The 15,607-nt window shown below is 58.3% G+C and carries 10 protein-coding genes and 1 pseudogene; 9 read left to right on the forward strand and 2 right to left on the reverse strand.

Features of this window, described 5'->3' with window-relative positions:
- Nucleotides 1-19: 19 nt before the first annotated feature.
- Complete coding sequence (locus VAPA_RS23265) at nt 20-3,169, reverse strand: SIR2 family protein (protein WP_230558920.1); 3,150 nt, start codon at nt 3,167-3,169, stop codon at nt 20-22.
- A 247-nt stretch (nt 3,170-3,416) separates the two neighbouring features.
- On the opposite strand from VAPA_RS23265, the gene VAPA_RS23270 reads away from it, so the two are divergent.
- From VAPA_RS23270 to VAPA_RS34580, 6 genes are all read left to right on the forward strand, one after another.
- Complete coding sequence (locus VAPA_RS23270) at nt 3,417-3,653, forward strand: AbrB/MazE/SpoVT family DNA-binding domain-containing protein (protein WP_021012460.1); 237 nt, start codon at nt 3,417-3,419, stop codon at nt 3,651-3,653.
- 840 nt (nt 3,654-4,493) lie between these two features.
- Nucleotides 4,494-5,204, forward strand: coding sequence for an NYN domain-containing protein (locus VAPA_RS23280; RefSeq protein ID WP_041946217.1), 711 nt, complete (start codon nt 4,494-4,496; stop codon nt 5,202-5,204).
- A gap of 126 nt (nt 5,205-5,330) precedes the next feature.
- Nucleotides 5,331-6,677 carry a phospholipase D family protein gene (locus VAPA_RS23285; RefSeq protein WP_021012463.1) on the forward strand — a complete coding sequence of 449 codons (1,347 nt, stop codon included), beginning with the start codon at nt 5,331-5,333 and terminating at the stop codon, nt 6,675-6,677.
- Nucleotides 6,678-6,981: 304 nt separating this feature from the next.
- Nucleotides 6,982-10,221, forward strand: coding sequence for a type ISP restriction/modification enzyme (locus VAPA_RS34075; protein WP_021012464.1), 3,240 nt, complete (start codon nt 6,982-6,984; stop codon nt 10,219-10,221).
- 24 nt (nt 10,222-10,245) lie between these two features.
- Nucleotides 10,246-11,196 carry a hypothetical protein gene (locus VAPA_RS34575; protein ID WP_021012465.1) on the forward strand — a complete coding sequence of 317 codons (951 nt, stop codon included), beginning with the start codon at nt 10,246-10,248 and terminating at the stop codon, nt 11,194-11,196.
- Complete coding sequence (locus VAPA_RS34580) at nt 11,121-11,696, forward strand: hypothetical protein (RefSeq protein WP_155248093.1); 576 nt, start codon at nt 11,121-11,123, stop codon at nt 11,694-11,696. Before VAPA_RS34575 ends, VAPA_RS34580 begins: the two co-directional genes overlap by 76 nt.
- A gap of 138 nt (nt 11,697-11,834) precedes the next feature.
- Here VAPA_RS34580 and VAPA_RS23295 read toward each other — a convergent pair whose 3' ends face one another.
- On the reverse strand, nt 11,835-12,461 hold the full coding sequence (locus VAPA_RS23295; RefSeq protein ID WP_196232524.1) for a site-specific integrase: 627 nt from the start codon (nt 12,459-12,461) through the stop codon (nt 11,835-11,837).
- A 170-nt stretch (nt 12,462-12,631) separates the two neighbouring features.
- Between VAPA_RS23295 and istA the strand changes: the two genes are divergently transcribed.
- The 3 genes and pseudogenes from istA to VAPA_RS34920 all read left to right on the forward strand — a co-directional run.
- Nucleotides 12,632-14,245, forward strand: coding sequence for an IS21 family transposase (gene istA, locus VAPA_RS23300; RefSeq protein WP_021012467.1), 1,614 nt, complete (start codon nt 12,632-12,634; stop codon nt 14,243-14,245).
- Nucleotides 14,242-15,006: an IS21-like element helper ATPase IstB gene (gene istB, locus VAPA_RS23305; protein WP_021012468.1), complete on the forward strand. Its 765-nt coding sequence runs from the start codon at nt 14,242-14,244 to the stop codon at nt 15,004-15,006. The genes istA and istB overlap by 4 nt, the downstream gene beginning before the upstream one ends.
- 179 nt (nt 15,007-15,185) lie before the next feature.
- A pseudogene (locus VAPA_RS34920) lies at nt 15,186-15,309 on the forward strand (class II aldolase/adducin family protein); the annotation flags it as partial.
- Between the last annotated feature and the right edge of the window lie 298 nt (nt 15,310-15,607).

Below are 15,607 nucleotides of genomic sequence, written 5' to 3' on the forward strand. Positions count from 1 at the left end.
CGGGTGCTACTGCGGGCAGTCACATGAAAAGCCTGTAGTCATACGAACGCTCGGTGTACCGATCAAGCAGGGCACCGATGCGCGCGACCCGTTGAGAGGTTTCGATGGTTGCGGGCAACTGCCCATAGAGATCAAAGCTGTTGAAGTTCATCTTGGACAGGCCAAGGATTTCATCGGCCAGCATCATGAGATCGCTAGTGCCGGCGTGGCGGCGCATCACGAGCGGGGCCGGAATTCGGCGCTTCCCCTGAAAGTAGGATTGCCTAGGGTTGAGAGCGGTAGAGGTTCCGTGCACCCACAGCAATGCTGTCTGATCGTCCACTACAACCGTTGTGCCGCGTCGAATCGGATAGCCGTGAATCTCGAAGTCGCCATTGGGCATCGGGCGCGATGCCACGTACCGCAAGGTGTCATCGACGAAGATCTGCAACAACTCGACGCAGGCCACGCCCTCCAGGCCAGCTTGCAGCCCCTCGCGCTCCTCCTTCAGGAAAGGCGTTTGCTTGTGCACCACGACGCGATTGGGAAGGCGTAGGTGGGCGTCGAAGAACAGCTCTCGGATGCCTTCCCCAAGCTTTCGCGCGTCGTCGAAGCTCATGAAGGGGTTCTTGCGCAGCATGATCGGGTTGTCGATCTTGCTCAGGCGGAATTGAAGGCCGTGACCATTGGGGCTGTAGAGGTGGCTGCAGCCCAGCGCGACATGGCCTTCGCCGTCGATCTTTCGGCGGACGCTGAAGCCGAGGCCCACGAAGGCGGAATCCCTATCAAGGCCGGTGAGGGCCCAGGGGGTGCGCATGGCTTTCACGTACACAGCCAGAGACAACCACCATCGAACGCGGCATTGCTGACCGTTGGCGAGAGTGCTTTCTTCGAGAAACTGAGTGGAGCAACCAGCCGGGATGGCCGCGGCCTTCACAAAATCGTGAAGGTTGAACTGTTCGCTCTCAAGGTCGAACGCTCGAAGGGCATGCCATCTGGCGGGTATGTAGATGATGGTGACGCTTGGGTTTTCCGTGGCCCGCAATGCGGAGAGGGCCGCGGTGATGCGGCCTGCGAGCGTGCGCGCAGATTGCGGCGATTCGTCATGCGGCTCATCCAACGTGACGAAGGCGGCCTGACCTGGTTGTGGAATGTCCAGCGGGCATTTAAATGCGCTGCTGAAGCCCGGGAACCTCATCAAGTAGTCAGCGTCCCATTTCGTGGGATCGATGGGCTGATGAAGCTGGCCCAAGTAGTCGTGGACACGGCGCGCATCGCGGGCGGGCGCGATCACCGCGATTCGCAGATTTGTGGCAATGCCGAGGTCGGTCAGATTGGCATCGAACGGCCGATTCTGCAAAAGACCGCGAACGGGAAGCGTGTCCGTTGCAGGCCCAGTGCCGACGGTTCGGGCAAATACCAGCTTGGGCTCGGCGAGTTGCAGGCCAACTTGAGAGGCCGAGCGCTCCTGCGCATCATTCAGCGTGACGGTCTCGGTTCGCTCGTCCGTGAGTCGCGCGAAGATCGGGCGGCCGGAGATGGTGAAGGTCATGCCGCCGTCGAGATCGGGGAAGCGGACTAGCAGGTCACGCGATGGCAGTAAGCGCTTTCGCCAGAAGTCCGTCGCCTGGTTGAACTCCTTGTTGTGCTGGTACCCGAGCACGCGGACCTTGACCGCGCGTTCGATCTCCTTCGGTGCAACTTCACCAGTGCTGTCAGTGACTCGGAGTGTGGGCTTGAGCACCAGCGCGAGCTTCGTCCCAAGAGGCCTAATCTGAAGCAGGACGGCGTCGTACACCGTCCACAATTGACGGTCCAGGCGCTCCGTTTTGGATCGCGACGTGTCCCAGACAATGGCGTCGCCATCGTTAGCGCAGCCAGCCTTCCCGGCCAAGGCAAGCACAGTCGCTCTGCGCATCAGTTGGTTGGCGGTGCCATCCTCGTAGCGGAGATCGTCATTGTTCAGCGGCACCCGATTGAACGCGCCATCCTTCACGTTGTCAGCGAACGCCTGGGTCAACTGCTCGATGGTGGCCAGCGCGTAGACCTTGCCTCTGAAGGGTGCAGCCACGAAGCCATGTCGATCCCCAATCTCTCTCAAGGTCGACCAGACTTCACCTGACGGCGGCCACCGCACCAGATCGAACTCGATCAACTCGCCCGGCGGAATGAGCGGAATGGCGTTGCTTTTGACCAGACCGGTGACGGGCAATGACGGCAGGGCAAAGGGCAACTTCTGGTTGACCGGCGCTGTCTTGAAATTTTCCAGAATTTTGCGCACACGCTCGCGTGCCTCGCCGTCCGACACATGCAGTGCAATACGTCGCATCAGATCGTCGAACGAAGCTCCGGGCACGTGGAACTTCGCCGGTTCCTGATCGAGGGGCGATGCAAGGAGTCCGGCGACCGGCTCCGATGCTGGGTAGTCGCCATACTGCGTCCAGAACAGCGGGTGATGGCCTTTGAAATGCGCCGCATCGTAGGCGTCCGAAAAGGCCGCCATGACGCTTTCATCGCGCCCGCTGTAGCCGCATACGAGAACGGTGTGAGTTCGCATGGCCTGCACCAGTGACTCGCGCAGTTCTTTCTCCTGCTTGATGAGTTCGGGGGCCGTGTTCTTCAACGGATCGTATCGATAGTCGCCGTGGAGTGAGACGCAGGCGAGTTCGGCCTCTCCAGGCGCCCGATACAGACGCTGCTGGCTATCGATGCCGATCTCGATGGCGGTCAGATTGATGGAGGTCGCGGCGCGAGCGGCCAAGGCATCGAAGTTGGTTGTCCAGACCGATGCCACCAAACCTTGCCGCGCGAGTTCCGCCAGCAGTTGATAGCCGAGATGCGGCGAACATCTCTTCACCCATTTCTCGAAGTAGATTCGGCGGTCGTCGCTTCTTGCGAAACACTCGCCGATGTAGGTGCTGTATTCGTCAGGATGATCCAGTGCCGGATAGCGGCGCTGGCGATCCAGCCAGGCTTGAATCCGGAGCCTTACTGACGGCAGGGACAACTCGCTGAACTGGGTCTTCTCGACGTCGGGGTTGTTGGTCAGGAATATTTCCCGCTTCCATTCCCAGATGCACTGTGTGGCCGATGGCATGCCGGAACTCATGGAAGCTCCAGCACCCAAGAACACCAGCAGTGGCCGATCTCGCGCAACCCCGATGGACCGAATCATGGCGTCCACGCTCATGGAGGGGGTTGGGTTCACGTGATCCGGCGGGTTGCTTGTCATTGGGCATCAATCGGAAAGATCAACGCGCGTTATACCAACCCTGACCTTGCGGCTGCGCTTGTGTGTGGCCCTGAACATGCCCTAAACCGTCCCGCGAAGGCCAGGAGAAGGCGCCGGTCGAGTATGCGAAGTGCGCAATCGCCATCGAGCCACTTGCCAATTTCGGCGCTACGCAATGGCTAGTCATTGCGCGAAAGGAGCCAAGATGATGAAAATTACACGCTGGGGGCATTCCCTCGGCCTTCGCTTGCCTTGCGAGGTGGCGCAGGCCGCTGGCTTGAAGCCAGGGGACTACGTTTACGTGCGCCTGCTCGACTCGGGCGACATCCGCGTGCGACCCGTGAAGAACGTACAGCCAGCCCACTCGCCGACCGCCGACGGGGAGGTGGGCACAGCAGAGACCATATTGCCCGCCGCTGCGGCCAAGGAAACGCAATGGTGAGGCGAATGCTTGAACTGATTCTCGAATCGCAGCCGCCGAGCGGACTTTGGTTCATCGGTCGAACGCCCGCAGGGAAGGCACAAGATGCATTGAACCTCGCGTTGCGGGCTACGATGTTGGTCGGTCCACTGGTTTGCTGGTGAACCGATAAAACCCTGCTTGCCAGCGGCTGCACGCGTCGCTTAACTTCGCGCGAAACGTCACCAGCCGCGAACCACCTAGCGCGAGCGGTTGGACTGTGACACCACGCTGCCCGCCAGCGTCCTGGTTACCGAAGCAGACTTGGAACTATCCAAGGCGCGAGAGGCCTTTTGTTCCGTCGCGGCGCCAGTCTGCGCCGACGAGCCAGCCTGCCGCAAAGCCGAGCCGGCAAGCGACTTTTGGACCGCGCTCGCAGATCCGCTCTGAAGCGTCTTGCCAGCCACGGAGGCGACGCGCGAGGACGTCTGTTTAGAGTTGTTGGCCATATCCATTCCTTTCAGCGGCGTAAGCGCTGGTCATTGCGAAAAACACTATATCTAGTGTTTGCAATCCACGCAACCCACCATATCCAGTGTTTTCTCGTTCAGCGCCACCCGCCCTAAACTGACCCATCTGACCCGATCCACAGCTTATTCTTGTCGTGCTTGAAAGAGAGGCGTCGCCCGCTGGCATCCGTGACCGGCCATCAGCGACGGGCGCTGCGGGAGCAACCGAGGGCCGGCTGGGTAACTCGACTACCTAGGTCGCTCGCGTGTTCAGGCTTGGTATGCGTTGTCCCCGCAAGAACTCGATCTGCTTCCCATCCACGGAATTGCCACCGAGAATCGGTGCCCCTTCAGTACTCGGGCGAGAAGCAACTTGGCAAGCACAGATACCACCCGGCTGGCGGTCCTCATCGATGCCGACAACGCCTCGGCCTCGGTAGCGAAAGAACTGCTTGAAGAGGTGGCCAAATTCGGCACCGCTACGGTCAAGCGGGCGTTCGGCGACTGGACTACACAGAACCTGGTCGGGTGGAAGGCTCACCTTCGCCGTCATGCGATCCAGCCCATCCAGCAGTTCGCCTATACGCAGGGAAAGAACTCGACGGACTCGGCGTTCATCATCGATGCGATGGACCTCCTTTACGCAGGCAATGTCGATGGTTTCTGCCTGGTGTCCAGCGACAGTGATTTCACCCGCCTCGCGACGCGACTTCGAGAGGCCGGCAAGGTCGTGTACGGCCTGGGCGAGCGGAAGACACCGGAACCCTTCATCGCCGCGTGCGACAAGTTCATCTTCTTCGAGGTTCTGAAACGCCCCGTCGAAGCCGCAGCGCCGGTGCAGGTTCCCGATGTGCCCGACCTCAGAGAGTTGCTGACGCATGCCATTCGAGAGACGGTCAGAGACAGTGGATGGTCCAGGCTATCCACTGTCGGCGGCCTCGTGAGCAAGACGCATACGTCGTTCGATCCGAGAAACTATGGGTTCAAGAAGCTCAGCGAGCTGGTGCGTGCCCAGCCATACCTCGATGTCGTGGACGCACCCGACGGCACAGGATTTGTGCACGTCGAAGTGCGATTGAATTGAAGCTCTTCCCAACGAGACGCGATTTTTGGCCCCAGAATCCAAGCGCAAATACTCTTGCCCGAAATACGCTTGAACTTTTTTGAAAGATTCAAGTTAGCGCGACCTCAACTACATCCTAACGACCCAATGGAACTCATCGCCGGCGCGATTAACAAGAGGCGGCTTCATAACTTGGTTGCACAGCACACGTCCGAATGCAGTGAGGTGCGCGCCGCTATTGCATACGCAGGTCGAGATAATCTTGCGCTGCTTGAGGCCTGTCAACGATTAGGCAAGCCTCTCACCTACTACGGCCGATACGACCACACCGTGCCAGTTCATCCGGCTGTAGTTCGATGGTTCCTCGATCAGAAGAGTCCGAATTTCACCTGCCGTATGGTGCCGGACATTCTCCATGCCAAGGTAATCTGGTGGGTGGGTGTCGGTGCCTACATCGGCTCTGCCAATATGACCGACCGAGCGTGGGTGTCCAACATCGAGGCTGGCACATTTCTGCGCGAAGAAGACATGGAGAAGACCTCCATGATGGAAGAATTGCGCACGCTCTTTGACGTGATTGACGCACGGGGCGAGGTCATCGACGAGGCATTCCACAAGCACTTGCTGGATCTGCAGAAGCTGTCAAAGGCAGCCAGCGCAGCCGCGTACGAGTTCGAGCAGAAGGCCCCACGTTTCTTTCCCAAGGGCGAAGGTCTTGCAAGCGTCGACCAACAGAGCGCGGTCGAGCGGGGCTATCAGGAATTCGAGCGGCGCTGGCGCGAATCACTGCAAGCCTTGCGCGACATCGCCGATCATCTCGTGCTTGAGAGCAATCGCCCGTCTTGGATTCCTGCCGACACGCCCGCCGGCGCCCAGGCGGACCAGTTCGTCCACGCCTACTACTATAGATTTGTCGAGGGCCACAGAGGCGGAGAGCGCGTTAAAGCTGCGTTTGCAAAAAATAGTGCCAACCCTGCAGCGGCACTAAGAGAAGCGCTCGCTTGGTGGAAAGCCGCTGACTTCGACTATGAAGGTGAGCGAAACACCCTGTTCAACTGGGCCCCAAAACTCCGGGCATTGCTGGCGAAGGACAGGCTTTCAACGCTTACTAGCGAGGAGTTTTCATCCGCCATGTCGATGGTGCACGCCTTCACCGACTACGCGAGCAAACGTGACAATGTTGAACTTGGTCTATCTGCAGAACGGCAAGACCGACACGCAAAGGCGCTCGCCCACGCGGGGCAGCTTTGGGAAACACGCACCGAGGCAGGTCACACACCGCTAGAGGTATTCAAGTACGTCATTTGGGGTCCCGGCGCCGTCGAACGCCGGATCTGGAATGCGGCACGAACCTCGCAGTGGCGTCTTCCCTGGCTGCAGTTCAGCACTTGGGGCGAGGTTGTTGGTTGGGCTCGTGCGGACGACTACCCGCCGCGCAACGACCGCACACTTAAGGGCCTGCGAGCCCTCGGCTACCCAGTTCGGGGCGTCTAAGAGATCCTGACAAAAGCACGATGATCGAGCAGCATTCTGCAATGGAAAGGCCACTCGCTCCGCACTTCAAGAAGGCATGCGAAATGGCGCTGTAAAGCCGGCTCAACGTCGCGTTTTGAAACCCTGCCAGTACGGCTAGCCAGCTATCGACAATAAAGTAGTTTTCGTTTGCCAGCGCGGAGTTGCAAACCAGCGGCCACGCAGTCCACCCGCCTCCCGGTGGTAGAAGCGTGCAACGCGCCCGCATCGACGATGATAGATCGGCTTAGCAGTCACCGGAAAAACAAGCACCCCAGGAGTGAGGATGGATTTCAAGACCTATTTGGCCAGAGTATCGAGTGACCTCAAGGCTGGCAACGCCACGGAACATACACACCGAGGCGCACTTCAAAACCTCATAGAGTCGGCAGGCGATGTAGTTGCCACAAACGAGCCGAAACGCATTGCCTGCGGAGCTCCGGATTACATTGTTTCCCGACAGGCCCAAGCAGGGTTGGTACCCATCGGGTACATCGAAGCGAAGGATGTCGGTAAGGATCTGAACGCGGTCGAGGGCGACGAACAGCTTCAGCGCTATCGATCAAGTCTACGCAACCTTGTTCTGACCGACTACCTTGAGTTTCGGCTGTATCGAAGCGGCGAGCTTGTCCAGACCACACGTGCTGCGTCTTGGCAGAAAAACGGCGTGTTGAAGTCCAACGCAGAAGGCATAGCGCAGACAGAGGCCCTTCTAGCAGCCTTCTTGGCATCCAATCTTCCGAGCATCTCAAGCCCACGCGACCTAGCAAAACGCATGGCTCAAATGGCTCGCTTGATCCGCGATCTCATAGGCAAGGCCTTTTCCCAAGAGGAAGGCAAAGCAAATGGAGACCTCCATACCCAGTATGAAGGTTTTCGCAAAGTACTACTGGGTGATGACCTGACACCACAGCAGTTTGCCGACATGTATGCGCAAACGATTTGCTACGGGCTTTTTGCCGCCCGTTGCAACCACGACGAAGGCACACTTTTCACGCGACAAGGTGCAGCCTACGAACTGCCCAAAACAAATCCATTTCTTCGCCGACTGTTCTCCAACATAGCTGGGGCTGACTTGGATGACCGTATCGCCTGGGCAGTGGATGACCTCGCCGACCTTTTAGCGAAAGCCGACATGAGCGCGGTGCTTGCCGATTTTGGCAAAGCTACCATGCAAGAAGACCCGGTTGTACATTTTTATGAGACGTTTCTCGCCGCCTACGACCCTGCACTTCGAGAGTCGCGAGGCGTTTATTACACCCCGGAGCCAGTAGTTAACTATATCGTCCAGTCGGTTGACGCTGTTCTAAAAAAAGATTTTGCACTTCCCAAAGGACTAGCTGACAACAGCAAGGTAGTGATCAAACGTACGACCGGAAAGCTGACACCCAAAGGGGCTGTCGCAACAGAGGAGGTGCAAACCCACCGCGTTCAAATCCTTGACCCTGCGGCTGGTACCGGCACTTTCCTCTTTAGTGTTATTCAGAAGATTTACGAATCTTTCAAAGGCAATGCCGGGATGTGGCCAGGATACGTGGCTGAACATCTTTTGCCTCGCATCTACGGGTTTGAGCTACTTATGGCACCCTATGCCGTGGCTCACATGAAGCTCGGCTTGCAACTCAAAAACACTGGTTATGACTTTGCAACCGAGGAGCGACTTCGTGTTTATTTGACGAACACCCTAGAAAAGGCTCATGAGCTAGCCGGCCTCCCGCTCTTCACCCAATGGCTTGCCGAAGAAGCAGCCCAAGCCGGCGAGGTGAAGCAGAGTGCGCCGATTATGGTGGTCCTTGGAAATCCGCCCTACTCCGGACATAGCGTCAATAAAGGCGCATGGATTCGTGGTCTGGTAGAGGACTACAAGAAGAGTGCTGTGCTTAAGAAGCCGGGCCAAGGCAAGTGGCTATCCGACGACTACGTGAAATTTATTCGATTCTCTCAATGGAGAATCGATCAAACTGGGTACGGGATCTTGGCGTTCGTGACGAATCACGGGTACTTGGACAATCCGACATTTCTCGACATGCGGGCGAGTCTATCGCACAGCTTTGATGATCTTTATTTTTTGGATCTCCACGGAAATACAAAAAAGAAGGAGAAAGCACCGGATGGCAGCAAAGATGAGAATGTCTTCGATATTCAGCAAGGCGTTTCAATCGCTATCCTGGTGAAGCGAACAAAGCGATCTGCGAAGCCTATTTTCAGACATGCTCATCTCTACGGCGTTCGCGAAAGCAAGTATGAGTGGCTAAATAGCCATGACATTCTCAATACTGACTGGACTGAAATTGTACCGGCCGCTCCTGCGAACTTTTTTGTCCCGCACAACGACGAACACAAGGATGAATTCGCGGCGTTCTGGAGCTTGCCGGAAATTTTCAATCAGAATGGTGATCCCGCACCGGGGATGGTGACGACCCACGATGATTTCGCCATTTCGTGGACTCAGCCTCAAGCCATCGAAAAAGTTGGGCGCCTGCTTTCCACAAACAATGAAGAGGAAGCACGACAGATATTCAAGCTCTGCAAACAAGACCAATGGAATTATGCAGATGCAAAGACCGAGCTTCCCAAGCAAGATTGGAAATCACAGGTTAAACCCGTACTCTATCGGCCTTTCGACAAGCGCTGGACAGTCTACAACTCCCACGTAGCCGTCCATCGTCGCGAGCGCGTTATGAACCACATGTTGGCCGGCGAAAATCTTGGGCTTGCAACTGTTCGGCAACTTGCGAATGAGCCATGGGAACACGTTTTGGCAGCGAACACGATTATCGATGATTGTTACGTTTCCAATCGGACCAAGGAACGGGGTTATCTGTTCCCTCTTTACCTATTCACGATCAATGAGAACGCAAGTTTGCTGGAGGAGGCGAGTCTTGCAGGCACAACCTCCTGCAGAGCAAACCTAGCGCCTGAGTTTCTGGCCGGCCTTGAGAAAAATCTCGGCCTTACATACATTGAGCACGGTACTGGAGATCTTGCATCGACCTTTGGACCAGAAGACGTCTACTACTACGCCTACGCTGTGCTATATGCCCCGGGCTATCGGCTCCGCTACGCCAATCAACTGAAGCGAGATTTCGCTCGCATCCCTCTGATATCAAACGTTGAAATTTTTAAAACGTTCTGTCGTTTGGGAGAAAAGTTGGCAAAACTGCATCTCGGTATCGAAGAGGCGTCTTGGTCATCCACCTATCCTGTAGGGGGCGACAACACTGTGCTCAACCCTCGGTTTACACCTATTGCTGATGACGTCACTGCAACGGGAAATATATCCAATGAGGTAGTTGGTCGAATTTTCATAAATGGCACCCAATACTTCGAAGCTGTAGCAAAAGCGGTTTGGGAGTATCGTGTTGGAAGCTATCAAGTTGCGTTCAAGTGGCTTAAGGATCGTAAAGGCCATATGCTTACGTTCGCTGAACTCCAGGCATATCAAGCCCTCCTTGCTGCACTCAAGCTAACGATTGACATACAAAATGAAATCGAAGAGACCGCACCCGTCTGGCCGCTTGCTTGAATCAGAGAGATAAGGCGACCCAACATGCGAACTGTCTACACCACAACATTAACAGTTCGAGAGCAAACTGATGCAACCGCCGCACTGGATATGGTTGGCACGTGGATTCAAAATTGGTACAGACGTCTTCGCATCACCATTGACTGGCCAACCGCCTCCACTGCAGATTTTGAAATCACTCCTAAGCCGCACCACAGACTTTCAGTCAAAGGAAGAACACTGAAAAATCGGCCCGAGTCGGTCCTTTTGGATTTGCTTTGGGAATATCCGGACGACTACGACCAGACTTTGGGGTGGACTGTACGACTTTCCGCCGTTTATGAATCGATAGGACTTGTTATGTCTTTGGAGTTGGCCGTACGAGGCCGAACTTTTCAGATTTTTCCTGCCGGATACCAGTTCGGTGCGCCTCGACTGATTCGCAATGTCTCGCGGCTCAGATCAACACACATCGGCGGCCATCCGTATCATTTGGCGGCAGAGTTAATTACTGCTGAGGACGTGGACGTCCTGACAAGCCTACTATTAAACCCCACACGACCGTTTCCAATAGTTGTCGTCTCTCGACGGCTCGAATCTGACAGACCTCTCGTGGACGCAAATTTACTTGCAGAAAATTTGGCCGGGATCGCGAAGGTTTTTGAACTCTCTGATCGATGGGCGGCGTATAGGCTGACCGAGGAAATCGGCAAGACCTTGTCGTGCTATGCGGGAGCTGTTCGCCTCTATTGGCCGCGCTTTAAGAAAGATGACGATCAATTTCATCACAGGAGTTGGATGCCTTGGATGCTCAAAGACGAGGCTAGCATCAACGCGCTCTTCAAGGAAATTGTAGAAACCGTGGCCGAGGCAGCAGCGTTTCGGCATGTTGAGCCGTTCCAGGTCGTCGATTTCGTGAGTTGGCTGACGCTGAGGATCGTGAAGAACGGAGAAGTTCTGCCGGAAACGATGCCGACGCGCTACTCAAAGAACTGATCAAAGTTGAAGCTCTTTTAAAAGAAACCCAACAGGCGGGCGCTGAACTGCGCGTTGAAAATGAAACATTGAAGGCTAATGTGGTCGCGCTGTCGACCACCGCTTTTACTGTGCCTTCCCTTCTTAAAGAAGCATCCGTTGACCGTGCGCCGATACAGGCAGTTGAACCCGATACTGTCGCCAAGGCATTGATTCAAGCTCAAGCTGAAACGACCAATCTTGTCTATCTCCAATCAGCGATGGACTCCGCCCAAACGTCCCCTTATCGCCAACCTGTTCGTGTACTAGAAGCCCTTCAAGCAATCGATGAAGTAGCCGCAAAATGGCTTGACGCACTTCAATCCGGAAAATCTCATGGGCCTTTGAAGAAGCTCTTCAAGGAATACGGCTTTGACTATGCCGATAAGGTATCTCAAACCTCACGCGGCAAATGGGGGGGGAAGAATATACGACCAGCTACAACGGCACAAGTCTTGATATTTCATCCCACATCATTATAGGAGCGAAGCAAGCGGACACCTGTTTGTCGATTCATTTTGCATGGGTCCGGGATGAGGGAAAAGTGGTGATCGCTCATGTAGGCCGTCATAAGACCAATACCAGCACCTAAGTCGGTTGAAGTAATCTGAAACACGGAGTTAGATCGCTTGGCGCCGCAGTCTTTTTTGTCGGTCGACAGAGAAACCTTGTTTCACAGCAGGCTCGGAATCTGCAGCTTGTGAACTTTTCCGCTGGTACCGCATGACCATTTCCAGAGTTCGATGGCCCGTCTGACCCATGATCGTGTGGGCCTGGAATCCAGCCATCGAGGCGGCCGTCACAAAGCCGGCGCGCAAGGAGTGACCGGAGAATGACTTCGCGGCTTCGGCCCCCTTGGCCCGGCTCTCCGCGGTCTTGATCACCAGAGCAACCGACTGCGGCATAAGGGCTTCAGCGCCCACCAATTGATCGTGCCGATTCACCCGACGGAACAGCGGCCCTTCACCAACGCCGGCCAGATCGAGCCAGGCGCGTAGTGCATGCACCGGACACCGCGCTTCGGAATGCGCCATCGGCACGAATACCGTTCGCCCCTCTCCTTCGGGGTCCGTCTTGGAGCGTCGGATCAGCAGTTCCAGCCCGTGCGCGTGCGGCGTGATGTCTTCTACCCGAAACGCCACCAACTCCGAGCGGCGGCAAGCCGATGCGAAGCCCAGCAACAAGATGGCCTTGTCACGGGCCGCCTTCAAAGGCTTTTGCTTGGCGATGGTGACCAGCAATTCCACGATATCGTCCTTGACCCCCGGCGGCCACCCAAAGTGCCCCACTTATGGCCACCCAAACTGCTCCACCCTGGCCCGGGTGATCTGACGCATTGAACACGGTGCGTTGGGCGCCGCGAAGCCCGACAGGCAGGACGTTAATTTCCACCCCCTCTGAGCGAGGGAACAACGGAGTGAACGTCTTGAAGCCACATCTGCAAACCACCATCTGGACGCTGCTCAAGGGCGGCGCCACCCAGCGCGAGATCGAACGCATCACCGGCATCTCGCGCCACACCATCCGGACCTACCAGCAGCGCTTCGCCGCCGATCCGGCAAACTGCCCCGGGGTGGCCACCGACCTTCCCAGTCAAACTGCTCCACCCTGGCCACCGACTTCAAGGCCGGTAGCGCCGCCGCTGGCCACCTCCAAGTGCGAACCCCACCGCGCCTTCATCGACGCGCAACTGCGCCTGGGCCGCAACGCCACCGCCATCTACCAGGACCTGGTCGACTTGCACGGCTTTGACAGCGCCTACAACTCGGTCAAACGCTTCTGCGCCCAGCTTCGCCACAAGGAGCCCGAGCAGTTCGATCGTCTGAGCTTTGCGCCCGGCGAGGAGATGCAGGTCGACTACGGTGAAGGCGCCCCCACGCGGATGCCGGGCACCGAGCGCTGGCGCAAACCCCGCCTGTTCGTGGCCACGCTGCGCTACTCGCGGCGTAGCTTCCGCCGCGTGGTCTGGAAATCCAGCCAGCAAGTCTGGGCTGAGTTGCACGAGCAGGCCTGGGCCTACTTCGGCGGGTCCACCCACTACGTCGTTCTCGACAACCTCAAGGAAGGCGTCTTGAAGCCCGACCTGTACGAGCCCGCGCTCAATCCGGTCTACGCGGCCACACTCGCTCATTACGAGGTGGTGGCCGACCCGGCCCGGGTCCGGGATCCGAATCGCAAGGGGACGGTGGAGAACGCGATCCAACACACCCAGGCCACCGCGCTCAAGGGCCGGCGCTTCGAGACCATCGAAGAGCAGAACGCCTTCCTGGAACACTGGGAGTCCAAGTGGGCCGCCTCGCGCATCCACGGCGCCGAGCGGCGTCAGGTGCAGGCCATGTTCGAGGAGGAGCGCGCCCACCTGCAGCCGCTGCCGGCCACGCGCATGCAGTACTTCACCGAGGTGCAGCGCACGGTCTGCGACGACAGCTGCGTGCGCATCGACCACAGCAGCTACGCCGCGCGTCCGGCCCCGATTGGCACCAAGGTGCTGGTGCGGCTGTTCGAGCGGCGCATCGAGATCCGCGAGCTGCGCACGCAAGCCTTGCTGCGCACCCACGAGCGGGTCGATCGCCCCGGCAGCGTGGTGCTGCCCATGGCCGAGCGGGTGTTCAACCCCTCGCGCGAGACGCGCTACATCCTGGCCCAGGCCCGAGCCATCGGGGCGCAGGCCTCGCGGCTGTGCCAGATGCTGTTCGCCATCGAGGGACGCGTGGGCCAGCGCAAGCTGTGGGGCATCGTCAACCTGGCCAAGCGCTACCCGAACCACTTTATCGACGCGGCCTGTGCGGGCGCCATGGAGCAAGGCGTGCACAGCTACCGCCACGTCAAGGCGCTCACCGAGCGGCTGGTGGCCGACGCCCTGGCCGCCCTGCAGGCCGGCACGCCGACACAGTCGGCGTCAACGCTCACCCAGCAGCACGCGCTCATCCGCAGCGCCGACGAATACGGCGATCTGTTCGCCCACGCCGCCACCGCCACCTCGGGCGGCACAACCTCTCCCACCCCCACCACTGAGATCGCCCAGCCATGAACATGACCGAGATCGAACGCGCCCTGCGCGAGCTGCGCCTGTCCGGCATCGCCGACACCCTGTCCACCCGCGTGATGCAGGCCCAGGCCGCCCAGCAGCCCTTCCTGGAGACGTTGGCCGCCATGCTGCAAGACGAGCTCGACCGGCGCCGCTCGCGCCTCATGGAGCGCCGCTTCAAGCGCTCAGGCCTGGCCGAACGCCTGACGCTGGCGGACTTCGACTGGCGCTTCAATCCCAAGCTGCCGCGCAACGCCTGCTTCGAGTTGCACACCCTGAAGTTCGTCGGCGAGGGCGCCAACGCATTGATCGTCGGCAAGCCCGGCACCGGGAAGTCGCACATCGCCAAGGCTGTGGCCTACCAGGCCACGTTGCAGGGCTATGACGTGCGCTACGTGGAGGCCGACTCCGAGTTCGCCCGATATGGGCTGGCCAGCACGGCGCAGCAGGCCGAACAGCTCAAGGGCTGGATCGAGCCGGACCTGTTGGTCCTTGATGACCTGTTCCTGGCCCGGCGCATTGCCGACGTGAGCGCCGAACTCTTGCAGGCCATCGTGCACCAGCGCTACAAACTGCGCCGCGCCATTGTCATCACCTCCAACCGGGTGGTGCAGGACTGGGGAAAGTACCTCGCCGACGCCACCATGGCCACCACCATCCTGGACCGGCTCATGCACCGCTGCGCAATGCTGGAGTTCGAGGGCAAAAGCTACCGCCTGAAGGAGGCCGCCGCGCGCATCGCCATCACGCCCGAATCGTCATAATCCGACCGTCCTGCCTGGAGCAGTTTGACCGGCCATAAGTGGAGCAGTTTGGGGTGGCCATCGGGGCCTTGACGAGGGCAGCCACCTGCCGCTGCTTGACGCCTTGGAGTCGGCGGATACCTTGGAAGGTGCGCTTCACCAGCACGTGCCGAACCGGGTCCTGGATGTACAAGGGCATCGAGTCGCCCTGCGCGGTGAACCTGGCCGGCTTTGTGATCCACAGCGCAGCATGCCGCGCGTGAAGACATCCATTGCGTGCTGCACTCCCACACCAGAACTGGCATCGTGGTGAGCGCACAGAGAACGGCGTACTGAATCGCCTCGGGGCGATTCACAAACCGTGGCTCGCAGCGGTAAGTCATTGATTCTCCGAGACAGGCTGAGCAGCCAAAGCCTTAGTTAAAGCTGGGGCTAGATCCCACCGCCCCCTCGCTGGCCGGCCGCCTCGGGCCGGGTCGAAAGGAGCATCAGGCACCAGCGTATCGCGCATCCTCTTGAAAACCCAGCCGCGAGCAGATCGCGGCTGGGGCATGATCAAGTTCCTGCCCACGCGCGATGCGGCGCGCGCGTTCCTGACGCAGATCGGCGGGTCGAAATGAAC

The organism is Variovorax paradoxus B4, assembly GCF_000463015.1.
GTDB lineage: Bacteria > Pseudomonadota > Gammaproteobacteria > Burkholderiales > Burkholderiaceae_C > Variovorax > Variovorax paradoxus_E.

Excerpts from the sequence above, each read along its gene's own strand:
- VAPA_RS34575 (WP_021012465.1), top strand. The coding sequence starts at position 10,246 with ATGCGAACTGTCTACACCACAACATTAACAGTTCGAGAGCAAACTGAT.
- istB (WP_021012468.1), top strand. The coding sequence starts at position 14,242 with ATGAACATGACCGAGATCGAACGCGCCCTGCGCGAGCTGCGCCTGTCC.
- VAPA_RS34075 (WP_021012464.1), top strand. The coding sequence starts at position 6,982 with ATGGATTTCAAGACCTATTTGGCCAGAGTATCGAGTGACCTCAAGGCT.
- VAPA_RS23270 (WP_021012460.1), top strand. The coding sequence starts at position 3,417 with ATGATGAAAATTACACGCTGGGGGCATTCCCTCGGCCTTCGCTTGCCT.
- VAPA_RS23285 (WP_021012463.1), top strand. The coding sequence starts at position 5,331 with ATGGAACTCATCGCCGGCGCGATTAACAAGAGGCGGCTTCATAACTTG.
- VAPA_RS23265 (WP_230558920.1), bottom strand. The coding sequence starts at position 3,169 with ATGAGCGTGGACGCCATGATTCGGTCCATCGGGGTTGCGCGAGATCGG.